The sequence below is a fragment of the Bradyrhizobium sediminis genome, assembly GCF_018736085.1.
Classification (GTDB): domain Bacteria; phylum Pseudomonadota; class Alphaproteobacteria; order Rhizobiales; family Xanthobacteraceae; genus Bradyrhizobium; species Bradyrhizobium sediminis.
Genome location: NZ_CP076134.1, coordinates 4,050,733 through 4,075,039, shown reverse-complemented (window position 1 = coordinate 4,075,039; position 24,307 = coordinate 4,050,733). Strand labels below are relative to the sequence as shown.

Genomic DNA, 24,307 nt, shown 5'->3' with positions numbered 1-24,307 from the left:
TTACCGTCCTTCGTCGGTCGAGAAGCCCCCGAATAAATGGGTCAGGGATTCACCCTTGTATACCGCGTCAAATTCGCATGGATGGACGAATTCGTCCTTGAACCACGGGAATCTCACGGGATTGAAAGCCTCCACCAGCCAGTCGATCATCCGCCGCACCCGGGGGATGCGGCCGTTGCCGGGATGGTAGGAGAGCCAGATGTCGAACGGCTGGCGCAACGGAATCTCAAGCGGCACGATCTTGCCGCCGAGTGCGTAGCCGTACGTCGGAAACACGCCGATCCCCGCGCCGTTGGCGACGGCCCAGTAGTGGGCGCTGCTGACGTTGGTTTTCATCACCAGCAAGTCCCGCTGCGAATAGCCGGGAAACCAGCTTTCGAACGTTTCCTTGGCGGCGATTTCATCGGCGACCTGCATCACCAGCCGGTGCTTGACCAGCTCTTCCGTGGTTTTCGGCGCGCCGAATTTCTCGATGTATTTCTCGCCGGCAAAGAACATCAGGTGCATGCGGCCAAGCCGGACCAGCTTGACGTCGAGCGCGGCCGGCCGCGACAGGTGGATCGCAATGTCGGCCTCATGCCGCGATACGTCGGCGGATCGCATCGCGCAGTGCAGATCGACCAGGATATTCGGGAACGATTGCTGGAATTCGACCAGGCGCGGGGCCAGCCAGAAGGTGCCGAGACCTTCGGTGACGGCTACGCGGACTTCCCCCGATAGCGTATTGGTGACGGAATTGCCGGCGCGCACCAGATCGAACGACGCGGCCTCCATGCGCTCCACCGCGGAAACGACCAGCGAGCCTTCGTCGGTCAGCCTTGTGCCGTGAACGTCGCGCGTGAACAGGGTGGCGCCGACCTGGCGCTCGAAATCGTCGATGCGCCGGCGCACGACGTTGATGGACAGGTCGAGCCGCTCGGCCGCGGACCTGAAGCTGCCGCAGCGGACCACCTCCAGGAAAACCCTGGCGGCGTCCCAGTCGGTGAGACTGCCTATGGCGACCTTTGGGTGTTCCTCCTGTGGAACGCCCCTTTCCACGACCAGACGCATACATCGTCCTTTCTGCGCGCTAATCTTGGCAGAGTATGTCCGAAACTACAACCACTGCGGGTTTCCGTCCCCGGATTCTGTCGCTTATGCTTACCCCGCAGACCTCCCTCCGGAACCCCCTGATACCGTCAGGCTGGCCTTCCGACCCCAAAAGGGGCCCCAAATGACGTCAGCCGTCAGCCTGCGGACCTTCGCCAACTGCTCCAGCGTCCCAATCGTCGCTTTTGTGGATATGCTGCAGGAGGACCTGGCGAAGCCGCGGCGGCTGGCCTTCCACCGCAACCACGAGGTTACTTTTCTGTGTGACGCGTCGGCCAGTCATGCTCTCGACGACATTTCGGCGGACGACATCCATCGGGCCGTATCGCGAATATCGGGACTTTATGGAGAGGTGTATGAAACGACCAACTGGATCGCCTCCACTCTACCTCGCAAGCTCGGTTACGGAAAGAACGCTGGTGGCTAATTCGGAAGTACGACTGCATTCGATTCTTGCAACGCTCGAACAGTGCCGGGCGGCGCTGGTCAAGGGCGGCCGTCCGGAGACGGCCAAACTGGTGTCGCTGGCGATTCTCGACCTACGGATCGACCTCAGCAAGATTCCGGATTCGGATCTCAAAGCGCTGTGCGATGCGATGACGCCGGATGACGACGCGGCGGAGCGGTCGAACGATCCGAAATCGCCTGGCAGCCAGCGCCGGCGCGCCGTGCTGAAGCTGGTGAAATAGCCGCGCGCTTTCGAGGCCTCAGCCGGATTTTTCGATGTTTCGCCAGGGACGGCGTTCTCTTCGGCATTTGCAGCGACAAAAATAATCTTGCCTGATTGCGCGGTGGCTGCAATCTGATCCTCACCTCGAGGAGCAGGAAAGCCATCCCATGAGCCAACTCATTGTCCGCGCCGGCGACTTCACGTTCGACGCGCGTTTCGAGGAACAATTGGCGCCGAAGACCTGTGCAGCGTTTCGCCGCGCGATGCCCTTCGAAAGCCAGATGGTCCATGTCCGCTGGAGCGGTGAGGCGGTCTGGCTTCCGCTCGGCGATCTCGACTTCGGCGTCGGCTATGAAAACCACACCAGTTATCCCGCGCCGGGCCAGATCATCCTTTATCCCGGCGGCATCAGCGAGACCGAGATTCTGCTGGCCTATGGCGGGGTGCACTTCGCCAGCAAGATGGGTCAGCTCGCCGGCAACCATTTCATCACCCTGACCTCGGGGCTCGATCGGCTGCCGGAGCTCGGCAAGACCGTGCTGTGGAAGGGCGCGCAGAAGGTCCGGTTCGAGGCGGCTTGAATGGCTGACGCCCCATATCCCCGCGATCTCCGCGGCTATGGCCGAGAGCCGCCCGATCCGCGCTGGCCGGACGGCGCGCGGATCGCGGTGCAGTTCGTCATCAACTTCGAAGAGGGCGGCGAGAACAACATCCTGCACGGCGATCCCGCCTCGGAAGCCTTTCTGTCCGACGTGCTCGGCGCGCAGCCCTGGCCGGGACAGCGCCATGCCAATATCGAATCGATGTTCGAATACGGCTCGCGCGCCGGCTTCTGGCGGCTGTGGCGCATCTTCACCGAGCGCAAGCTGCGCCCGACGGTGTTCGGGGTCGCGACCGCGCTGCAGCGCAATCCCGAAATCGTCGCAGCGATGAACGAGGCCGGCTGGGACATCGCCTGCCATGGCCTGAAGTGGGTCGAACACGGGGATATGCCGGAAGCGGAGGAGCGCGACACGATTGCGCAGGCCATCCGCATTCACACCGAGGTGACGGGGCAGCGGCCGTTCGGCTGGTACACCGGGCGGTCCTCGATCAACACCTTGCGGCTGGTGACGCAGGCGGGCGGTTTTCTGTATTCCTGCGACTCCTACGCCGACGATCTGCCGTACTGGGTCAGGGGCGCGGCGGGACCGCATCTGATCATTCCCTACAGTCTCGACGCCAACGACATGCGCTTCATCAACGGCCAAGGCTTCGGCGGCGGCGATCAGTTCTTCAGCTACCTCAAGGACAGTTTCGACGTGCTTTATGCGGAGGGCGCCACTTCGCCGAAGATGATGTCGGTGGGCCTGCATTGCCGGATCGCGGGCCGGCCGGGGCGGGCGGCGTCGCTGATGCGCTTTCTCGATTACGTCGCGGGCCATGACCGGGTCTGGGTGCCGACGCGGCTTCAGATCGCGCGGCATTGGCACGCCAACCTCGCGCATCTCGCCCAAGGCGCGCCGTCTGTCGGATCGCTGTGATGGCGGGGGGCACCAATGCTACCGGCGATCTCGGGCGGGAAATCGTCCGCCGCATCGACGCGCTCGGCGCGATCTCCGAGACTTCCAATCATCTGACGCGGATCTTTCTCACCCCCGAGCACCGCGCCGCGGCCGATCTGCTGCTGGCGTGGATGCAGGACGCCGGCATGGCCGCTCAGCTCGATGCCATCGGCAATGTCTGCGGACGCTACGAAGGCGAGCAGGCGGGTTTGCCCTGCCTGATGCTGGGCTCGCATTACGACACCGTGCGCGACGCCGGCAAATGGGACGGGCCGCTCGGGCTCATTACCGCGATTTCCTGCGTCGGAGATCTCTACCGGCGCGGCAAGCGATTGCCCTTCGCGGTCGAGGTGACCGGCTTCGCCGATGAAGAAGGTGTCCGCTTCGCATCGACCCTGCTCGGCAGCCGCGCCGTGGCCGGCACTTTCGACGATAGTGTGGTTGAAGCCAGGGACAGCGGCGGCATCACGATGCGCGACGCCCTGCTGCGGTTCGGCCTCGATCCCGGCCGCATCCGTGCCGCGGCGCGGAGGCGAGGCGAGCTGCACGGCTATCTCGAACTGCATATCGAGCAGGGACCGGTCCTGGAAAACCAGGGCCTGCCGGTCGGGGTGGTGACGGCGATCTCGGGCGCGACCCGGCTTTCGGTCGCGCTGTCGGGCATGGCCGGCCACGCCGGCACGGTTCCGATGGCGCTGCGGCGCGATGCGCTGGCGGGCGCCTCCGAATGCATTCTCGCCGTCGAGGCGTATTGCCGGGCCGAGCCCGGGCTCGTCGGCACCGTCGGCTCCATCAGCGCGATGCCGGGAGCGACCAATGTCATTCCCGGAAAGGCCGTGTTCACGATCGACGTCCGCGCCGTATCGGACCAGCAGCGCACACGCGCGGTCGCTGAAATCACCGGTCGCATCAGGACGATCGCCGGGCGACGAATTCTGGTTGCCGCGATCCATGTGACCCATGAGAACCGCACCGCGCCCTGCGCCCCCTGGCTCAGGCAGCAGGTGGCCGAGGCCATCGCAGGCGAGGGCTATCGCGTGTTCGAACTGCCGAGCGGGGCCGGCCACGACGGCATGGCGATGATCGATATCGCGGACGTGGCCATGCTGTTCGTGCGCTGCCGCGGCGGCATCAGCCATCATCCGGACGAGCACGTCGATCCGGCCGACGCGGATGCCGGCGCGCGCGTCCTGCTGCGCCTGATCGAGAATTTTCGCCCGCGGCCAGAATCAGCCCGTCGCTGAAAATCTCGAGCCCGACCGCGAAATCGGGCACCACCCCGCCCAACACGTCCCCGGCCGCAGGGCGATCAGGACCTGAACGAAAAGTGAGCGACAGAGCGGCTTTCGTGCGGTTCCGGCGGTCACGGAGATGCTAGACATGGACCGGCCTCCCGATCGATTCCACCTGATAAAACCTCCCTTCAGCCGGACAGCAACGATGGCAATGACCGCATGATTCAAGATGTCACGATCCCCGCGGCGCTGATCGCCGGTCTGGTCAGCTTCATGTCGCCCTGCGTGCTGCCTCTGGTGCCGCCCTATCTGATCTACCTCACCGGCGCGACCATCGAGCATGTCGCCAATGACGAGACGGAAACGGCCTCGAAGCGCGCGGTGATGATTTCGGCCGGCATGTTCGTGCTCGGCTTCTCCACCGTGTTCGTGGCGCTCGGCGCCAGCGCCTCACTGATCGGCGGCCTGATCCGCGCCTGGTCGGCGGAGCTCTCCATCGTCGCCGGGGTCGTCATCATGGTGATGGGCCTGCACTTTCTCGGCCTGACGCGGATCGGATTCTTGATGCGGGAGGGGCGGCTGCCGATTCCGAGGCCGGTGGGTCTGTGGGGCGCCTACGTGATGGGACTCGCGTTCGCGTTCGGCTGGACGCCCTGCATCGGCCCGATCCTCGCCGCCATCCTGTCAGTCGCCGCCGCCGAGGCGACGGTGACCAAGGGGGCGGGCCTGCTCGCGATCTATTCCGCGGGCCTCGGAATTCCCTTCCTGATCGCGGCCTTCATGGTCGAGCAGTTCTCCTCGCTGTTTGCGCGGATGAAGCGGCATCTGCCCACCGTCGAGCGCGCGATGGGCGTGCTGATGGTCGTCACCGGTATCGGCTTTCTCACCGGCGCGGTATCCAGCGTCAGCATCTGGCTGTTGGAGACGTTCCCGGCGTTGCAGAGTTTTGGCTAGAGCCTTTTCCGTTCCGATTGAATCGGAACGGGGCTCTACCTTCTTGTTTTGACGCGTTTTCTTCATGCGAACCGGTATCCACTTCGCTTGAAAACGCTCTATCTTGCCGGATGTGCGGCTGAGATGGCCTCACCCAATGCCTAGCCGACATCCTCCAGCGTGCAGGTCACGGTGTAGACCACGCCGTGGGGCAGGAACTCGACGGTAGCTTCGCCGGCGAGCTGGTCGCGTGCGCTGCGCTCGATCAGCCGCGATCCGAAGCCGCGCTGTTCCGGGGCCGTGACATGAGGACCGCCGGACTCGGTCCAGATCAACCGTAGCTGTGGTTTGACGTCTTCCGTGATCACTTCCCAGTCCAGCTCGACCTTGCCGGTGTCGTTGGACAACGCGCCGTACTTCGCGGCGTTGGTTGCGATCTCGTGCAGGATCATCGACAGCACCACCGACAGCCGCGGCGACAGCGGCACGTCTGGTCCGGACATTCGCAGCCGCTCCGGCGTGTTGAACAGATAGGGCTGCACCACGCGGCCGATGACGTCTCTGAGTTCGGAGCTCTGCCACTTGTCCTGGCTCAGCAGATTGTGCGCCTGCGCCAGCGCGCCGAGCCGGCCCTCGAACTTCTCGCGCTCGGTCCGGCTCGCGCTGCGAAATGTCTGCGTGGCGATCGACTGCAGGATGGCCAGCGTGTTCTTGACGCGGTGATTGAGTTCCTCGATCAGGAGATCATGCAGCATCTCGCCGCGGGCGATCACGGTTGCCATCCGCACCGCGAAGGCGAGGCCGATCAGCAGCAGAATGCCGCCGATCAAGCTGGTGATGGCGAGGTTGCGCCAGAGCGGTCCGACCAGCGAGCTCTCCGCAATCCCGGCGGCCACCGTCCAGCCGGTCAGCGAGGACCGCGCATAGCTCGTGATCAGCGGTACCCCTTCGCGCGATACGGTCTGCAAGGTGGCTTCCGGTGCGCGAGACATCGCGTCGTGCAGCGTCGGCGAGGCGCGCTTGCCGACCGTCTCCTGCGGGTTCGGCACCCGCGCGAAATTGACGCCGTCGCCGTCGAAGATCGAAATCGTCCAGTCCTGGCTGGGACGCTGCTTTTCGATGATGGCCTGAAAAATCTCGGCCGGTGGGCTGAAGGAAATGTCGTACAGCACCTCGCCGTCGCGAACCACCGGCACCTCGACCGTCACGATCAGTTGCTGCTTCACCGCGCCGAAGAACAGGTTGGAGTACTGCGGGCTCCCGGTCGCGAACACCTTGTCCACGATGGCGCGATTGTTGCGCGGCGGCAAATTGGCGGTATCCGCGGTGATCGAGGAAAACACCTGACGGCCCTCGCGGTCGGCCACCAGCACGACGCCGTCCTTGCCATACTGCTCGAGAAAACCGGCGGCGATGCGGCGGAAGCCCTCGAAGTCGCGGTCCCGCAGCGCGTTGGTCAGCGACAGCACCTGAAGCCCGCCGGTCATCCGCTGCATCTCGGCATCGAGAACGAGGCGAATGCTGCGCACGGTCTCGACCACGCGCTGCTTGGCGTCCCTGCGGTCTTGCTCGTAATTGTTGAAAACGATCCCGACCGCGAAAATGATCAGCGGCAGCGTGGTCCCCGCAACCAGCAGGGCGAGACGCACTGGCAGTGAGAGTTTTCGCACGGGGGTCCCGGCTCATGGCATCCGGCGGTAACGCCGAATGCGGGGAGCATAGGAGAAGCCTCGCGACTTCGCCAAGGTTTTCGGCTGCCGCCGGGTTACACCTTGGGGAGAGACGCAGCGGAACCCGGCGTAATCTCAGAGATTGCTGTCGGTAATTGCCGAGTACACCATGGTGCGAAGTTCGCGCCGCACCGGATAGGCGCTCGACGGCAGCACCTGGGTCATGAAAATGGCGATCAGCTCCTCCGCCGGATCGATCCAGAACGACGTCGTGGCGGCGCCGCCCCAGGCATACTCGCCAGCGCTGCCGGGAATCAGCGTCAGCGCCGGGTTCATCGTGACCGAGAAGCCGAGGCCGAAGCCGATGCCGTTATAGGTCGCCTCCGAGAACATCGACCGCGACATCGCCGGCAGGTCGCATCCGCCGGGCAGATGATTTGATGTCATCAGCGCCAGCGTCTTCGGACCGATCAGCCGGACGCCGCCGAGTTCGCCGCCATTGAGCAGCGCGCGGCAGAAGGTGAGATAGTCGGCTGCGGTCGAGCACAATCCGCCGCCGCCGGAAATGAACGACGGCGGCGACAGGTACGAGCTGGTGGCCGGGTCGTCCTGCAGCGTCAGGCCGCCCTTGCGGTCGGTGGCGTGGAAGGTCATGCCGCCCTTCGGGTCGGCCGAATAGCACGCCGCGAACCGGTGCGCCTTGTCGGCCGCCACGAAGAAGTCGGTGTCGTTCATGCCGAGCGGATTGAGGATACGTTGCTTCAAGAACTGTTCGAACGGCATGCCGCTGATCTTGCCGACGAGGTAGCCGATCACGTCGGTGGAGACCGAATAGTTCCAGGCCTCGCCTGGGGAAAATTCAAGCGGAATCCCGGCGAGCTCGTCGATCATCGATTGCAGCGTACCCGCTGTCACGACCTCGCCGATCTTCTTTTCACGGTAGGCGGCGTCGACATTGGAGCGCTGCTGGAAGCCGTAGGTCAGTCCGGAAGTGTGCCGGAGCAGGTCGACGATCAGCATCGGCCGTGTCGGCGGCCTGGTCAGGAACGCCGGCGCGACGCCGGCCTGGAACACACCGAGGTTCTTCCATTCCGGGATGTATTTGTGGACGGGCTCGTCGAGCGCGACGCGGCCTTCCTCCACCAGCATCATGAAGGCCACCGATGTGATCGGCTTGGTCATCGAATAGATGCGGAAGATGGTGTCGTCCCTGACCGGCACCTTGCGCTCGAGGTCGGCAAAGCCCTGCACCGTCGAGTGGACGACCTTGCCGCGGCGGTAGACCAGAAGTTGCGTGCCCGGAAAACGGCCGGCATCGACGTAGCGGTGCTTCAGGTGCGCTTCGACGCGGTCGAAGGCGGCCTTGGACATGCCGGCGGATTCGGGGGAGGCGGGGGTCGGGGCTAGCATCGGGGCGGGTCTCCGGGGCGGTCGCGGTCCGCCTTGATAGCCGAAAAGGGCGCCCCGTTCCAACCGCCCGCATGCTTACCCCGGGCCGTCGGCTGGTGTAGGCTCTTGCCCGCTATCGCGTACCCCCCGCAGGACAGCCCAAATGCCTCAATTCAACGACACCGAACTGACCGCCGCCGTGATCAAGAGTTTTGAGGACACGCCGAATCCGCGCGCCAAATTCCTGCTGCAGGAGCTGGTGAAATCGCTGCACGAATATGTGCGCAAGACCGATCTCACCTTCGAGGAGTGGGACTATGCGATCGATTTCCTGACCCGCACCGGCCAGAAATGCACCCCGATCCGGCAGGAGTTCATCCTGCTGTCGGACGTGCTCGGGGTTTCCATGCTGGTCGATGCCGTCAACCATCGCGAGCGCGACGGCGCCACCGAGACCACCGTGCTCGGCCCGTTCTATGTCGGCGAACACAAGGAGACGCCGCACGGCACCGACATCTCCGCCACCCTGGAAGGAGAGCGGATGTTCGTGCAGAGCCGCGTTACCGACCTCAAGGGCAAGCCGCTGGCGGGCGTCCCGGTCGATGTCTGGCATGCCGACGATGACGGCTTCTACGACTCGCAAAAGCCGACCTATGCGACGCAGGGCCCGTCATCGCGGGCGCGGTTCATCACCGACGCCGACGGCCGGTTCTTCTTTCGCACCATCCTGCCGTGCAGCTATCCGATCCCGACCGACGGCCCGGCCGGGGAAATGATCCTGCAGGTCGGCCGCCATGCGATGCGGCCGGCGCATGTGCATTTCCTGGTCAATGCGCCCGGCTACGAGCCGCTGATCACCCACGTCTTCATCGAAGGCGACAAATATCTGGACTCCGACGTGGTGTTCGGGGTCAAGGACGAACTCGTCGCCCACATCGAAAAGCGGACCGATCCGCTGATGCCGGACGGCAAGCCGGCGCCCACGCCCTGGCACCTGATGACCTATGAATTCCACATCAAGCCCGGCCAGGGAATGGCGCCGAAGCCGTTGATGGCGGCGTCCGAGGACGCCTGAAAAACAGTTGCTGAAGCGACTGCTCATTTCTTGTGCGTCGCACAAGAAATGAGCCATACGCAAATTTCGGATGCAATATTGGGCATGCACATAAATTATGCAATTTCAGTAACTATCTAAAAAATATACGTTTTTTGTTGTTCTGCCGCTTGGCACGAAGCTTGAATAGCTTGTGCCGACGCCATTGAAGCCGTCCCTCGAGATCAATCATCCGAATTGTGACACCGCCGGACTGGGGCCTCCCCAGAGCGTGCCTCTATGCGCTCAGCGCGGTGACACCGGACGGACGGCCATACTCACAAAGGACGCCTGCACCCATGACGAAGCGCATTGACCAGACCTCCCGCAACGGCCTCAGCCGCCGTCAGATCCTCAAGGCCACCGCTGGATCGGCAGCGCTGCTCGCCGCCGCCAGGCTGAATTTCCCCGCCGGCGCCTTCGCGCAAGGTGCGGGTCCGGAAGTGAAGGGCGCCAAGCTCGGCTTCATCGCGCTCAGCGATGCCGGTCCGCTGTTCGTCGCCAAGGACAAGGGCTACTTCGCCAAACACGGCATGCCCGATGTCGAAGTGCAGAAGCAGGCCTCCTGGGGCACGACGCGCGACAACCTCGTGCTCGGCTCGGAAGGCAACGGCATCGACGGCGCGCATATCCTGACCCCGATGCCGTACCTGATTTCCGCCGGCAAGGTGACGCAGAACAATCAGCCGACGCCGATGTACATCCTGGCGCGGCTCAATCTCGATGCGCAGTGCATTTCGGTCTCCAAGGAATATGCCGACCTCAAGGTTGGCATCGACGTCAAGTCGTTCAAGGAAGCGCTGGAGAAGAAGAAAGCCGCCGGCAAGTCGATCAAGGCGGCGATGACATTCCCGGGCGGCACCCACGATCTGTGGCTGCGCTACTGGCTCGCCGCCGGCGGCATCGACCCCGACAAGGACATTGAAACCATTACGGTCCCGCCGCCGCAGATGGTCGCCAACATGAAGGTCGGCACCATGGACTGCTTCTGCGTCGGCGAGCCATGGCCAGGCCAGCTCGTGCATCAGGGCATCGGCTACACCGCGGTCAACACCGGCGAAATCTGGAGCAAGCACCCGGAGAAATCCTTCGCCATGCGCGCCGCCTGGGTCGACAAGAATCCGAAGGCTGCGCAGGCCATCACCATGGCGGTCCAGGAAGCCCAGCAGTGGGCCGACAAGGCCGAGAACAAGGAAGAACTCGCGACCATCATGGGCAAGCGGCAGTGGATCAACTGCCCGGTCGAGGACATTCTCGATCGCGCCAAGGGCAAGTTCGACTACGGCACCGGCAAGGTGGTCGAGAACAGCCCGCACATCATGAAGTACTGGCGCGACTTCGCCTCCTATCCATTCCAGAGCCACGACCTCTGGTTCATGACCGAGGATATCCGCTGGGGCAAATTCGAACCCGGGTTCGATTCCAGGGCGCTGATCGCCAAGGTCAACCGCGAGGATATCTGGCGCGATGCCGCCAAGGCGCTCGGCGTTGCCGCCTCCGATATCCCGGCCTCGAAGTCCCGCGGCAAGGAAACCTTCTTCGACGGCAAGGTGTTCGATCCGGAGAATCCGGCGGCCTACCTGAAGTCGCTGTCCATCAAGCGTGCTGACGTCTGATCCAAACCGGGCCGCACGCCTGCGTGCGGCCCGCCCATCGAACACGGAGACACACTCCCGATGAATATGCATGCCATGAAAACCGAACCCGATGCCGCGGCAATTCCGGTTACCGCGGCGCCGGTCGCCGCGGCGCCGGTCGTCGCGATGACGCCGAAGCAGCCGCCGCGCGCCGAGAAATACATCAAGATGGCGAAGGAGACCGCGGTGCGCGTGGTGCCGCCGTTGATTGTGCTGGCGCTCGGAATGCTGTTCTGGGAACTGGTCTGCCGGCGCGCCGGCTCGACCCTGCCGCCGCCGTCGCGGGTGTTCAAGGAAACCAAGGAACTGATCTTCGATCCGTTCTTCGATCGCGGCGGCATCGACAAGGGACTGTTCTGGCATCTCTCCGCCAGCCTGCAGCGCGTCGCGCTCGGCTATTCGCTGGCGGCGGTCGCCGGCATCGCGCTCGGCACGCTGGTCGGACAATCAGTCTGGGCGATGCGCGGGCTCGACCCGATCTTCCAGGTGCTTCGCACCATTCCGCCGCTGGCCTGGCTGCCGCTGTCGCTGGCGGCATTCCGCGACGGCCAGCCCTCGGCGATCTTCGTGATCTTCATCACCTCGATCTGGCCGATCATCATCAACACCGCGGTCGGCATCCGCAACATCCCGCAGGACTACCGCAACGTCGCAGCCGTGGTTCAGCTCAACCCGCTGGAGTTCTTCTGGAAGATCATGATCCCGGCGGCGGCGCCCTACATCTTCACCGGCCTGCGCATCGGCATCGGCCTGTCCTGGCTCGCCATCGTGGCGGCGGAGATGCTGATCGGCGGCGTCGGTATCGGCTTCTTCATCTGGGATGCGTGGAATTCCTCGCACATCAGCGAAATCGTCCTGGCGCTGTTCTACGTCGGCATCATCGGCTTCGTGCTCGACCGCATGATCGCGGGACTGGCGAAGATCGTGACCCGCGGCACCGCGCTGAACTGAAGGGAACCGTCATGACCTATCTGAAGCTCGATCACATCGACAAGGTCTTCACCCGCGGCAACTCCTCGACCGAGGTGCTGAAGGACATCAGCCTGACGATCGACAAGGGCGAATACGTCTCGATCATCGGACATTCCGGCTGCGGCAAGTCGACCCTGCTCAACATCGTGGCAGGCCTGACCTCGGCCACGATGGGCGGCGTGCTCTTGGAAAACCGCGAGGTCAACTCGCCGGGTCCGGATCGCGCGGTGGTGTTCCAGAACCACAGCCTGCTGCCCTGGCTCACGGTCTATGAAAACGTGAGGCTCGGCGTCGACAAGGTGTTCGCATCGAGCAAGACCCGCGAGGAGCGCGACGCCTGGACCATGCACAATCTCAACCTGGTGCAGATGACGCACGCCAGGGACAAGCGGCCTGCGGAAATTTCCGGCGGCATGAAGCAGCGCGTCGGCATCGCGCGGGCGCTGGCGATGGAGCCGAAGGTGCTGCTGCTCGACGAGCCGTTCGGCGCGCTCGACGCGCTGACCCGCGCGCATCTGCAGGATTCGGTGATGGCGCTGCACCAGAAGCTCGGCAACACCATCCTGATGATCACGCACGATGTCGACGAGGCGGTGCTGCTGTCGGACCGCATCGTGATGATGACCAACGGGCCGAGCGCGCGGATCGGCGAGGTGCTCGAGGTGCCGCTGGCGCGGCCGCGCAAGCGGCTCGAGCTCGCCACCAATGCCGGCTACCTGAAATGCCGGCAGCGCGTGCTTGAATTCCTCTACGAGCGGCATCGGTTTGTCGAGGCGGCGTAAGCGCTTAACGGCTCCGACATCATGACGTTGAACCAATGTTACCCGTTCGCGACCAACAGGCTCTGTTTCAACACGCGAGGAGAGCTGAGATGAATTCGACGCAAATCAGGCTGGTCCAGGAGAGTTTCGCCAAGGTAGTCCCGATATCGGAGCAGGCGGCGGTGTTGTTCTACGACCGCCTGTTCGAGATCGCGCCGGCAGTGAAGGCGATGTTTCCCGCCGATATGACCGAGCAGCGCAAGAAGCTGATGATGATGCTGGCCGCCGTCGTGAACGGCCTCGGCAATCTGCAGTCGATCTTGCCGGCCGCGAGCGCTCTCGCCAAATGCCATGTCGGCTACGGCGCCAGGGCGGAGCACTATCCCGTGGTCGGCGCCGCCCTGCTGTGGACGCTGGAAAAGGGACTCGGCGCCGCGTGGACGCCTGAAGTCGCCGATGCATGGACCGCGGCCTACGGGACGCTGTCCGGTTACATGATCTCGGAAGCCTACGGCAGCGCCCAAGCCGCCGAGTAAGGATATCTCGTGAGCGAACCGCTGGTCATCGTCGGCAATGGAATGGCCGCCGCGCGTCTGGTCGACGAACTGGCGAAGGCCGCACTCGGACGTTACGCCATTGCCGTGATCGGCGACGAGCCGCGGCTCGCCTATAACCGCGTGCTGCTGTCGTCGGTGCTCGCGGGCGAGATCGCCTCACACGACATCGAGCTCCGGCCGGCTTCGTGGTGGCGCAACCGCGGCGTCACCCTGCAATATGGCTGCGTCGCCACCGGGATCGACGTCGGCCGCCGCGAACTCAAGATCGCGGGCGACGAGAGTATCGCGTTTTCGAAGCTGGTGCTCGCCACCGGCTCGACGCCGCTGCGGCTCAACGTGCCCGGCGCCGCACTCGCCGGCGTCCATACCTTTCGCGACAGCCGCGACGTCGATCTGTTGCTGACGCTGGCGGCCCGCAGGAAACGCGTCGTCGTGGTCGGCGGCGGATTGCTCGGACTCGAGGCGGCCTACGGCCTCGCCAAGGCCGGCGCCCCGGTGACCCTGGTTCATCTGATGGATCGGCTGATGGAGCGCCAGCTCGATGCGCCGGCGGCGGAATTATTGAAGTCGCTGGTCGAGCGCAAAGGCATCGAGATCCTGCTCAATGCCAGTACCGCGCGTATCCACGGCGAGACCCAGGTCGAGGGCGTCGAACTGGCGGACGGCCGCCGGATCGATGCCGACGCGGTGATCTTCGCGGCCGGTATCCGGCCGAACGTTGCGCTGGCGAAGGACGCCGGCATATCGGTCAATCGCGGCGTCGTCGTCGACGATCATCTGCAGACCGGCGCGGCGGATGTGTTCGCGATCGGCGAATGCGCCGAGCATCGTGGCATTTGCTATGGCCTGGTCGAGCCGGCCTACGAGCAGGCCCGCGTGCTGGCGCAGCATCTTGCGGGCCGGGCGGCCAGCTATCACGGCAGCGTGGTGGCTACCAACCTCAAGGTCTCCGGCGTCAGCGTGTTCTCGGCCGGCGATTTCATGGGCGCCGACGGCAGCGAAGCCATCGTGCTCAAGGACCTCAGGCGCGGCACCTACAAGAAGCTGGTGATCTCGGCGGGCCGGCTCACCGGCGCGGTGCTGGTCGGCGACGTCGGAGATGCGCTCTGGTATCTCGAACTGATCCGGGACCGCAAACCCATCGCGGGCATCCGTGCCGACATGATGTTCGGGCGCTCGCTGGCGCTTGCCTCGGAGGCGGCGTGACCCGGTTGCTGACATGACGGCCGTCGATCCCACACTGAGTTTATCATCGGGCCGCGCTCCGCGCGGACCCGTTGGCGCTATCAGCACCACCTGCGCCTATTGCGGCGTCGGCTGCGGCGTGCTGGCGACGCCCGATGGCCGCGGCGGTGCGGCGATCTCGGGCGATCCCGAACATCCCGCCAATTTCGGCCGGCTGTGCTCGAAAGGCTCGGCGCTCGGCGAAACCCTCGGGCTCGAAGACCGGCTGCTCTATCCGATGATCCGCTGCAGCAAGGGCACCATGGAGCAGGTGGCCTGGAGCGACGCGCTCGACCATGTCGCGAATCGTTTCGCGCACATCGTCAAGCGCGATGGACCCGGCGCTGTCGCGTTCTATCTTTCCGGGCAGCTCCTGACCGAGGATTACTACGTCGCCAACAAGCTGATGAAGGGATTCATCGGCAGCGCCAATGTCGATACCAATTCGCGGCTGTGCATGTCCTCCTCGGTCGCCGGTCACCGCCGCGCGTTCGGGGCCGATACCGTGCCCGGCTGCTATGAGGATCTCGAACAGGCCGACCTCCTGGTGCTGGTCGGCTCCAACGCGGCATGGTGCCATCCGGTTCTGTACCAGCGCATGCTCGCCAACAAGCAGAAGCGCGGCGCCCGCATGGTCGTGATCGACCCGCGGCGGACCGATACGGCCGGCGATGCCGAGCTGTTTCTGGGCCTGAAGCCCGGCACCGACACGGCGCTGTTCTCCGGCCTGCTGGTGCATCTTGCCGACAGCGGCGCGCTCGATTCAGATTACATGGAACGATACACCAGCGGTTTCGACGAGGCGCTGGCGCGGGCACGCAGCATCGCCGGCAGCGTCGGCGCGACGGCCCTGGCGACCGGGCTTTCCGAACAGGATGTGGCGGATTTCTTCCGGATCTTCGCCGCGACCCCGCGCGTGGTGACGCTGTACTCGCAGGGCGTCAACCAGTCGGCGCAGGGCACCGACAAGGTCAATGCCATCATCAACTGCCATCTCGCGACGGGACGGATCGGCAAGCCGGGCGCGTCGCCGTTCTCGCTGACCGGGCAACCCAATGCGATGGGCGGCCGCGAGGTCGGCGGGCTCGCCAACCAGCTCGCCGCCCATATGGGCTTTTCGCCGCCCGACATCGACCGCGTGCGCCGGTTCTGGAAAGCCCCGCGCATCGCCACCCATGAGGGACTGAAGGCGGTCCAGATGTTCGAGGCGATCGCGCGCGGCGAGATCAAGGCGCTGTGGGTGATCGGCACCAATCCGGCGGTGTCGTTGCCGGACGCCGACGCCGCCCGCGCCGCGCTGAAGAAACTCGAGCTGTTCGTGGTTTCGGAGAATGTGCGTTCCAACGACACCGTGAACGCCGGAGCGCATGTGCTGCTGCCGGCGCAGGCCTGGGGCGAGAAGTCCGGAACGGTGACCAATTCGGAACGCCGGATCTCGCGGCAGCGCGCCTTCCTCGCTCCGGCGGGCGAGGCCAGGCCGGACTGGTGGATCCTCAGCGAAGTGGCGAAACGGCTCGGCTTCGGCGCGGCGTTCGATTTCAATTCCGCTGCCGACGTTTTCCGCGAGCACGCCGCACTGTCGGCGTTCGAGAACAATGGCGGCCGCGATTTCGACATCGGCGCCTTGCAGTCGCTGTCGGACCAAGCCTTCGATGCGCTGGCGCCGGTGCAGTGGCCGACGCGCCTGGACAACAGCCAGCCACAGCCGCGCTTTTTTGCCAATGGCGGCTTCTTCTCAAGCGACTTCAAGGCGCGTTTCATTGCGCCGGAGATCCCCGCGCTGCGCACGGAGACCACCGCCGGCCGGCCGCTGCGGCTGAATACCGGCCGCATCAGGGATCAATGGCACACCATGACCCGCAGCGGCCTCAGTCCGCGGCTGGGCCAGCATCTGCCGGAGCCGTTCGTCGAGGTTCATCCCGACGACGCGCTGAAATTCGGCGTGACCGACGGCAGCTTCGCACGCGTCACCACCGATCACGGGCAATGCACACTCAAGGTCGTCGTCAGCGAACGGCAGCAGCGCGGCATGCTGTTCGCGCCGATCCACTGGAGCGAGGCGACCGCGACCGGCTCGCGCGTCGGCGCGCTGGTGGCGCCGTTCACCGATCCATTCTCCGGCCAGCCCGAGAACAAGGCAACGCCGGCGTCGATCGCGCCTTACGAATATGTATTCCGGGGCTTTGCGCTGTCGCGGACGCCGCTCGCGTTGCCCGATCATGCCTGGTGGGCGCGGGTGGCGGTGCCCGGCGGCTACGGCTATCTGCTCGCCGACAATGCCGATCTCAGGGGATGGCAGTCCTGGCTGAAGTCGGTGGCCGGCGACGATCTCGCCGAATACAAGGATTTCGGCGGCGGCGTTTACCGCGCCGCGTGCTTTGCCGCCGACCGTATCGAAGCCTGCCTGTTCATCGGGCCGGCGCAGGACGCCGGCGACTGGAACGTCGTCAAGCAGCTGTTCGCGGCCGACAGACTCGACGACGAGCAGCGCCGCATGCTGCTGTCGGGCAAATCGACCGACGGGCTGGCCAGCGCCGGACCGATCGTTTGCGCCTGCTTCGGCGTCGGCCGCACCACGATCTGCGACAGCATCGCTGGCGGGGCGCGCACCGCCGCCGAGATCGGCGCCAAGCTGAAGGCCGGCACCAATTGCGGCTCATGCATTCCGGAACTGAAACGGCTGATCGCGCAGGCCGGCTCCGCCGATCCCGAACAACGTCAGTTGGCGGCGGCCAATTAGACTGTAGACCTGTCAGGCCCTCACGATTTCCGGTGCGTCGCGTTGACGGCGATGGCGGCGGCCGCGGTGCGGTTCTCGACGCCGAGTTTCGAGTAGATCTGCTCGAGATGTTTGTCGACCGTTCGCGGGCTCAGGCCCAGGATCTGCGCGATGTCGCGGTTGGTCTTGCCCTTGCTGAGCCACGACAGCACTTCGCCTTCCCGGGTAGTCAGGCCCAAATCCTTGCTGAATTCCTGCGGCAGGCCGGCGCCGTTGTCCTTGGCAAGGCGCAACAGGAATTCATCGGGGCCGAGCTTGCCCATATACTGCAGCCGCAGCGCCTCGTTGTTCGGGAACGAGGCGAGCGCAGGGGTCTTCGCCCCGGCTTTGCCCTTTTGCGCAGAATCGAGCCACTGCAGCATCGGCTGCGGCAATTCCAGTTCATCGCCGGCCCCGAGATTGTCCGACAGCAGTTTCTGCGCCTGCGGCGTCGCCCACATGATCTTGCCCTGACGGCTCACCGCCATCAGGAATCGGCCGGAGACGTCGAGCGCGGTCTGCGCGCTCTGCGTCATCCTGGCGTTGGCGAGGTGAACCCTGATCCGGGCGAGCATTTCCTCGATCACGATCGGCTTGGTCACGTAATCGACGCCGCCGGCCTCCAGGCCGCGCACGATGTGTTCGGTTTCGGCGAGCCCGGTCATGAAGATCACCGGCACGTTGGCGAGGCCGGCGTCGCGCTTCAGCCGCCGGCAGGTTTCAAAACCGTCGATGCCGGGCATCACGGCGTCGAGCAGGACGATGTCCGGCGTGATCTGATCGACGATCCGCATCGCGGCAGCGCCGTCCATCGCCACCATCACGGTCATCCCGGCGCCGTCGAGCGCGTCGGTCAGGAGCCGCAGCGTTTCCGGGGAATCGTCGACGACGAGCGCGACGTCGCGTTTGCTGGGGTCAGTGGTCATAGCTGTGCAATGTCTTCAATGTGGCCATGTACTGATCGAGGTCGAAGCGATCGATCAGCGCGCGCATCTGGGTGACGAAATCGGCATGCTCGGGGTGGTCGGCGCCGATTTCGGCGAGCTTGACCTGAATGGCCCGGATGTAGCCCATCTGTCCGAGGCTGATGAGCTCCTCGATGTGCCGCAGCGGCGGCCGCGATCCCGAGTCCGGCTGCCAGCAGGAAAGCGGAACCTGATCGGTCTCATATTGCCATTCGATCTTGAGCAACTGCCGGATCAATTCCAGCAGCTTTGGAATATCGATCGGCTTCATCAGATAGCCGTCATGAAACGGCTGTGCCAAGGGCGTGCCGTGCGCCTCCAGCGCGCTGGCGGAAACCATGAGGATGCGGGCCTGGTGATGGCCGGTGGCGCGCAGCGTTTCCGCTACCGTCCAGCCGTCCATGCCGGCCATTGAGATATCCAGCAGGAACAGATCGGGCCGGCAATGCTGGGCGAGCGTGAGACAGGCGGGTCCGTCCGGCGCGCTCAGCAGGATGAAGCCGAGCGGCGTCAGCACCTCGCGCAACAGATCGCGCTGGGTCGGATCGTCGTCGGTGATAAGGATGGTCTTGCGCGGGCCGTGATAGCCGAAGATCGGCGCGTCGACCGGTGCGATCCGGGTCGGGTTGGTGACTTCCGACAACAGCAATTTGACGCCGAAGGCAGAGCCCTTGCCGACCGTGCTCGTGACCCGGATGTCGCCGCCCATCACGCCCGCGAGCAAGCGGCTGATCGTCAAGCCCAGGCCAGTGCCGGTCTGCGGCTGCGAAACGCCGAGCGCGCCGCGCTCGAACGGCGCAAAGATGCGATCGAGGTCGGAAGCCTGGATGCCGGGGCCGGTGTCGATCACTTCGAACTCCGCGACCGGGCTGCGGTAATGCACAACGAACTGCACGCTGCCCACTTGCGTGAACTTGATGGCGTTCGACAACAGGTTGATCAGAATCTGGCGCAGGCGCTTCTCGTCGGCAAACACCACGAAGGGCAGCACCGTCGGCCGCTTGAACACGAAGTCGATGCCCTTGGCGGCGGCCTGCAGGCGGAACATGCCGACCAGCTGGTCGAGAAATTCGCTGAGGCGAACTTCGTCCCGCGACAGATACAGCCGGCCGGCCTCGATCTTGGAGATGTCGAGAATGCCGTCGATCAGCCCGGACAGGTGATCGGCGCTGCGGCGGACCACCCGTACCTGATCGCGCGGCTTGGGCAAAAGGCTCGAATCCTGTTCCAGCAACTGGGCGTAGCCGGAGATCGCATTCAGCGGCGAGCGCAGTTCGTGGCTGAGGCCGACGACATAGCGGCTTTTCGCAAGGTTGGCCGATTCGGCGACTTCCTTGGCGCGCTGCAGCTCGGCGTCGGTGCGCTTGTGCGCGTCGATCTCCTGGATCAAGAGCGTGGTCTGCCGCCTTGTTTCGGCTTCCGCCGCGCGCCGGCTCTGCTGCGCCAGCACGAACAGCCAGGCGACCACGCCGATGATGATGGTCAGCGCAAAGAACACTTTCCACAGCACCTCGGATAGCTGCAGATTGTCGGCGTGCACCGTCGCCGAGGTCTGCAGATAGATCAGGGCGAGCGTCAGTCCGACCAATCCGGCGGAAACCGCGAACACGCCGAGATAGTGTCCGAGCTGCGAATTGATCCGGGCATAGATCGGCTGCGGCAGCAGCTTGCCCAGCGTCTCCGAGACCTGTGCCTGGATCCGCGCATGCGGCTTGCAGAGATCATGGCAGCGTGCGTCGAGCGAACAGCACAGCGAGCAGATCGGGCCGGCATAGGCGGGGCAGGAGGCCATGTCCTCCGGCTCGAAGGTATGCTCGCAAATACAGCACTGGATCGCTTCGATGTTCTGCCAGCTCCGCTTCGGCTTGCGCGCGATGTAATACCTGCCGTCGGTGGCCCAGGCGATCAGGGGAGCTGTGACGAAGGCAACCGCCAGCGCGACGAACGACGCCAGCGCTTTCGCCGTCGGTCCGAACAGGCCGTAGAACGCGCTGATCGAGACGATGGTGGCGATGCTCATGGCGCCGACGCCGACCGGATTGATGTCGTAGAGATGCGCGCGCTTGAACTCCATCTGCTGCGGCCGCAGGCCGAGCGGCTTGTTGACCACGAGATCGGCGACCAGCGCGCCGACCCAGGCAATGGCGACGTTGGAGTACAGCGCCAGCGTCTGCTCCAGCGCCTTGTAGACGCCGATCTCCATCAAGAGCAGCGCGACCAGCACGTTGAACACCAGCCAGACCACGCGGCCGGGATGGCTGTGGGTGAGGCGGGAAAAGAAATTCGACCAGGCGATCGAACCGGCATAGGCGTTGGTGACGTTGATCTTGATCTGCGCCAGCACCACGAACGTTCCGGTCAGGGCCAGCGCGAGGTCCGGCTGCGACAGCACGTAATGAAAGGCCTCGAGATACATGTGCGCCGGTTCAGCGGCATGTTCGGCCGATACGCCGTGACTGAGTGCGAAAAAGGCGAGGAACGATCCCGCCAGCAATTTGATGGCTCCGACGACGATCCAACCGGGACCGGCGCTGAGCATCGCGATCCACCACGATGTCCTGGAACTTCGCCGGTCGCGCGGCAGGAAGCGCAGGAAGTCAACCTGCTCGCCGATCTGCGCGATCAGCGAGAACACGACCGAGGCCGCGGTTCCAAACAACAGCAGGTCGAGGTGGCCGTTGGGATCGCCGTGCTCGCCCGGGAATTTGGTCCACTCAACGAAGGAGTGCCGGCTGGCAAAAGCGATGGCGGCGAACGGCAGGATATTGAGCACGAACCAGACCGGCTGCGTCCACAGCTGGAAGCGGCTGATCAGCGTGATGCCGTGCGTGACCAGGGGGATGATGACGATCGCACTGATGAGATAACCGATGGGCCGCGGGATTCCGAGACAAAGCTCGAGCGCGGTGGCGAGGATGACGGCTTCGATCGCGAAGAAGATGAAGGTGAAGGAGGCGTAGATCAGCGAGGTGATGGTCGAGCCGATGTAACCGAAGCCGGCGCCGCGCGTCAGCAGGTCGATGTCGATGCCGCATTTGGCGGCGTGGTAGGCGATCGGCAGGCCGCAGCAGAAGATGATGACGCTGACCACCAGAATCGCGGCGGTGGCGTTGGTGACGCCGTAATTGAGGGTGATGGTGCCGCCGATCGCTTCCAGCGCCAGGAACGAGATCGCGCCCAGCGCAGTATTGGCGACCCGGGCGGCGGACCAGCGCCGCGCGCTCTTGGCCGTGAAGCGCAGCGCGTAGTCTTCCAGCGTCTGGTTGGCAACCCACTGATTATATTGGCGCCTGACGCGGTCTATCCGCTGCCGCCCTGCCACTTCTGCACTCCTGACCCGAAGCCCGTGCACATGCAAGGCCCGGTCCAAAACCTACGTCGCTATTTTGCGGTGCAATATACGCGATCTTGCGTATCTGTGCACCGCACAAATTCAGCAATCCTCGCCTGACCAAAAAGCGCGTTCTCAAACAAAAATGGGGTGCTCATGTCAGACGAGATCAAACGGGGCCTGCAGTCTCCGCTTCGCCGCAAACTGCTGATGGGAGCGGCAGCTCTGCCAGCCATGGCGCTGCTGCCGCGGGTATCATTCGGCGCCGGGCCGGCGACTTCGGCCGTCAACACGACGGGACTGGCCGTCACCGATACCGAAGTTACGGTCGGTATCCTGCATTCGGCCACCGGCACGATGGCGATCTCCGAAACTGGCTCGATCCAGGCCGAAAAGCTCGCCATCGAGCAGATCAACGCCATGGGTGGTGTGCTTGGCCGCAAGATAAAGATCATTCAGGAAGACGGCGCCTCTGACTGGCCGACTTTCGCGGAGAAGGCCAAGAAGTTGCTGGTTAACGACAAGGTGGCCTCGATCATGGGCTGCTGGACCTCGGCGTCGCGCAAGGCGGTGCTGCCGGTGATGGAGCAGTACAACGGCATGTTGTACTACCCGACCTTCTACGAAGGCCTCGAGCAGTCCAAGAACGTGATCTACACCGGCCAGGAAGCGACGCAGCAGATCCTCGCCGGCCTGAACTGGATCGCCAAGGAGAAGGGCGCGAAATCGTTCTTCTTCATCGGCTCGGACTACATCTGGCCGCGCACGTCGAACAAGATCGCGCGCAAGCATGTCGAGAACGTGCTGAAGGGCAAAGTCGTTGGTGAAGAATATTACCCGCTCGGCAATACCCAGTTCAACTCGGTGATCAACAAGATCAAGCTGACCAAGCCCGACGTGATCTTCACCGACGTCGTCGGCGGATCCAACGTCGCGTTCTACAAGCAGCTCAAGGCGGCCGGCATCGACCTGTCGAAGCAGACCCTTCTGACCATCTCGGTCACCGAGGACGAGATCGACGGCATCGGCGGCGAGAACATTGCCGGCGCCTACGCCTGCATGAAGTACTTCCAGTCGCTGAAGAACGAGAACAACGAAAAGTTTGTTGCCGCGTTCAAGAAGATGTGGGGCGAGAAGACGGTGATCGGCGACGTGACGCAGGCCGCCTATCTCGGCCCGTGGCTGTGGAAGGCCACCGTCGAGAAGGCGGGTTCCTTCGACGTCGACAAGGTTGCGGCGGCTTCGCCCGGCATCGAGTTCAAGGGTGCGCCGGAAGGCTATGTCCGGATCCACGAAAACCACCATCTGTGGTCGAAGACCCGCGTGGGCAAAGCCAAGCTGGACGGGCAATTCGAGGTGGTGTTCGAGACCGCCGACCTGATCCAGCCGGATCCGTTCCCCAAGGGCTATCAGTAAGGGCTCGCGCACAAATCCTGCGCTTTCCCAAGCCTCTCCCTGGCGTGGACCGTCAATCCGCGCCCAACACCCCCGCGTCGCGAACCTGCTCGCGACGCGGGACTTCCCCGACGGAGAAACATCGATGTTCGGCGACTACTCGATTGGTGATTTGGGCTCCATTTTCGTCATGCAGGGCTTCGCGGGCCTGATCCTGTTTTCCGTCTACGTGCTGATGGCGCTTGGGCTTGCGATCATCTTCGGCCAGATGGGCGTCATCAACATGGCCCATGGCGAGTTCATGATCCTCGGCGCCTATGTCACCTGGCTCACCTCCAGCGCTTTTCAGCACTACTTGCCGTCGCTGTTTTCCGGATACTTCTTTATCGCGATGGCGCTGGCCTTCGTCGCCTCCGGCTCGCTCGGTATGCTGGTCGAATGGGCGCTGATCCGCCATCTGTACAAGCGCCCGCTGGATACGCTGCTGGCGACCTGGGGCCTCAGCCTGATGCTGCAGCAGGCCTATCGCTCGATTTTCGGTGCGCGGGAAGTCGGCGTCGAACTGCCGCAATGGATGCTGGGTTCGCTGCGCGTCACCGAAAGCATCGAGGTCCCGATCAACGGCATCTTCGTGATGTGCCTCACCGTGCTGATCACGGTCTGCGTGGCCTGGATCATGTACAAGTCGCGCTGGGGCCGCCAGGTCCGCGCCGTGGTGCAAAATCGCGTGATGGCCGGCGCGGTCGGCATCAACACCGAAAAAGTCGATCGCTACACCTTCGCGCTTGGCTGTGGCATCGCCGGGGTCGCGGGCAGTGCCTTCACCATGATTGGCTCGACAGGCCCGACCTCCGGCCAGCTCTACATCGTCGATACGTTCCTGGTCGTGGTGTTCGGCGGTGCGGCGAGTCTGCTCGGCACTATCGCCTCGGCCTTCTCGATCTCGCAGACGCAGTCGACCCTGGAATTCTTCATGTCCGGCTCGATGGCCAAGGTTCTCACATTGCTCGCCGTTGTCGGAATTCTGATGCTGCGGCCGCAAGGTCTCTTCGCTCTCAAGGTTCGCAAATAGGCAAATAAGGGG

20 protein-coding genes are annotated in these 24,307 nt (G+C 64.2%); 15 read left to right on the top strand and 5 right to left on the bottom strand.

All coding sequences use genetic code 11. From position 1 onward, the window contains the following. Entirely contained in the window at positions 1-1,050 is a 1,050-nt protein-coding gene (locus KMZ29_RS19560; protein WP_215620761.1) for a LysR family transcriptional regulator, read from the bottom strand. A gap of 163 nt (positions 1,051-1,213) precedes the next feature. Between KMZ29_RS19560 and KMZ29_RS19555 the strand changes: the two genes are divergently transcribed. The 6 genes from KMZ29_RS19555 to KMZ29_RS19530 all read left to right on the top strand — a co-directional run bounded on the left by KMZ29_RS19555 (position 1,214) and on the right by KMZ29_RS19530 (position 5,492). Next, positions 1,214-1,516 (top strand): hypothetical protein, encoded by a 303-nt coding sequence (locus KMZ29_RS19555; RefSeq protein WP_215620760.1) that lies wholly within the window; start codon positions 1,214-1,216, stop codon positions 1,514-1,516. Further along, on the top strand, positions 1,509-1,778 hold the full coding sequence (locus tag KMZ29_RS19550) for a hypothetical protein (protein WP_249779735.1): 270 nt from the start codon (positions 1,509-1,511) through the stop codon (positions 1,776-1,778). Before KMZ29_RS19555 ends, KMZ29_RS19550 begins: the two co-directional genes overlap by 8 nt. A 148-nt stretch (positions 1,779-1,926) precedes the next feature. After that, positions 1,927-2,340, top strand: a complete 414-nt coding sequence (locus KMZ29_RS19545) for a DUF3830 family protein (protein ID WP_215620759.1) — start codon at positions 1,927-1,929, stop codon at positions 2,338-2,340. Then, positions 2,341-3,282 (top strand): allantoinase PuuE, encoded by a 942-nt coding sequence (gene puuE / locus KMZ29_RS19540; RefSeq protein WP_215620758.1) that lies wholly within the window; start codon positions 2,341-2,343, stop codon positions 3,280-3,282. It abuts the gene before it with no gap. Beyond that, entirely contained in the window at positions 3,282-4,547 is a 1,266-nt protein-coding gene (locus KMZ29_RS19535; RefSeq protein ID WP_215620757.1) for an allantoate amidohydrolase, read from the top strand. The genes puuE and KMZ29_RS19535 overlap by 1 nt, the downstream gene beginning before the upstream one ends. A gap of 210 nt (positions 4,548-4,757) precedes the next feature. Further along, a complete protein-coding gene (locus KMZ29_RS19530) occupies positions 4,758-5,492 on the top strand; it encodes a cytochrome c biogenesis CcdA family protein (RefSeq protein ID WP_215620756.1) in 735 nt (244 codons plus the stop codon). A 140-nt stretch (positions 5,493-5,632) separates the two neighbouring features. Here KMZ29_RS19530 and KMZ29_RS19525 read toward each other — a convergent pair whose 3' ends face one another. Together KMZ29_RS19525 and KMZ29_RS19520 are read right to left on the bottom strand one after the other, a co-directional pair. Then, positions 5,633-7,141 (bottom strand): sensor histidine kinase, encoded by a 1,509-nt coding sequence (locus KMZ29_RS19525; RefSeq protein ID WP_215620755.1) that lies wholly within the window; start codon positions 7,139-7,141, stop codon positions 5,633-5,635. A gap of 135 nt (positions 7,142-7,276) precedes the next feature. Further along, a complete protein-coding gene (locus KMZ29_RS19520; RefSeq protein ID WP_215620754.1) occupies positions 7,277-8,551 on the bottom strand; it encodes a serine hydrolase domain-containing protein in 1,275 nt (424 codons plus the stop codon). Between the two features lie 142 nt (positions 8,552-8,693). Here KMZ29_RS19520 and KMZ29_RS19515 point away from each other — a divergent pair, with 142 nt between their 5' ends. The 7 genes from KMZ29_RS19515 (at position 8,694) to KMZ29_RS19485 (ending at position 17,514) form a co-directional block, all read left to right on the top strand. Further along, positions 8,694-9,605, top strand: coding sequence for an intradiol ring-cleavage dioxygenase (locus KMZ29_RS19515; protein ID WP_215620753.1), 912 nt, complete (start codon positions 8,694-8,696; stop codon positions 9,603-9,605). 317 nt (positions 9,606-9,922) lie between these two features. Beyond that, positions 9,923-11,239, top strand: a complete 1,317-nt coding sequence (locus tag KMZ29_RS19510) for a CmpA/NrtA family ABC transporter substrate-binding protein (protein ID WP_215620752.1) — start codon at positions 9,923-9,925, stop codon at positions 11,237-11,239. A gap of 60 nt (positions 11,240-11,299) precedes the next feature. Next, positions 11,300-12,211, top strand: a complete 912-nt coding sequence (gene ntrB, locus KMZ29_RS19505; RefSeq protein ID WP_215620751.1) for a nitrate ABC transporter permease — start codon at positions 11,300-11,302, stop codon at positions 12,209-12,211. 11 nt (positions 12,212-12,222) lie between these two features. Then, positions 12,223-13,014 (top strand): ABC transporter ATP-binding protein, encoded by a 792-nt coding sequence (locus KMZ29_RS19500; protein ID WP_215620750.1) that lies wholly within the window; start codon positions 12,223-12,225, stop codon positions 13,012-13,014. An 89-nt stretch (positions 13,015-13,103) separates the two neighbouring features. Further along, positions 13,104-13,529, top strand: a complete 426-nt coding sequence (locus KMZ29_RS19495) for a globin family protein (protein WP_215620749.1) — start codon at positions 13,104-13,106, stop codon at positions 13,527-13,529. 9 nt (positions 13,530-13,538) lie between these two features. Continuing rightward, the gene (locus KMZ29_RS19490; protein ID WP_215620748.1) at positions 13,539-14,756 is read left to right on the top strand and encodes an NAD(P)/FAD-dependent oxidoreductase; all 1,218 of its coding nucleotides are present in this window, start codon (positions 13,539-13,541) and stop codon (positions 14,754-14,756) included. Between the two features lie 13 nt (positions 14,757-14,769). Then, on the top strand, positions 14,770-17,514 hold the full coding sequence (locus KMZ29_RS19485) for a nitrate reductase (protein ID WP_215620747.1): 2,745 nt from the start codon (positions 14,770-14,772) through the stop codon (positions 17,512-17,514). 20 nt (positions 17,515-17,534) lie between these two features. Here KMZ29_RS19485 and KMZ29_RS19480 read toward each other — a convergent pair whose 3' ends face one another. Both KMZ29_RS19480 and KMZ29_RS19475 read right to left on the bottom strand, forming a co-directional pair. Next, the gene (locus KMZ29_RS19480) at positions 17,535-18,458 is read right to left on the bottom strand and encodes a response regulator transcription factor (RefSeq protein WP_215620746.1); all 924 of its coding nucleotides are present in this window, start codon (positions 18,456-18,458) and stop codon (positions 17,535-17,537) included. Next, positions 18,448-21,819 carry a hybrid sensor histidine kinase/response regulator gene (locus tag KMZ29_RS19475; protein ID WP_215620745.1) on the bottom strand — a complete coding sequence of 1,124 codons (3,372 nt, stop codon included), beginning with the start codon at positions 21,817-21,819 and terminating at the stop codon, positions 18,448-18,450. The genes KMZ29_RS19480 and KMZ29_RS19475 overlap by 11 nt, the downstream gene beginning before the upstream one ends. 165 nt (positions 21,820-21,984) lie before the next feature. On the opposite strand from KMZ29_RS19475, the gene urtA reads away from it, so the two are divergent. Next, positions 21,985-23,244: an urea ABC transporter substrate-binding protein gene (gene urtA / locus KMZ29_RS19470; RefSeq protein ID WP_215620744.1), complete on the top strand. Its 1,260-nt coding sequence runs from the start codon at positions 21,985-21,987 to the stop codon at positions 23,242-23,244. A 124-nt stretch (positions 23,245-23,368) separates the two neighbouring features. Beyond that, complete coding sequence (urtB, locus tag KMZ29_RS19465) at positions 23,369-24,295, top strand: urea ABC transporter permease subunit UrtB (RefSeq protein WP_215620743.1); 927 nt, start codon at positions 23,369-23,371, stop codon at positions 24,293-24,295. Positions 24,296-24,307: the final 12 nt, after the last annotated feature.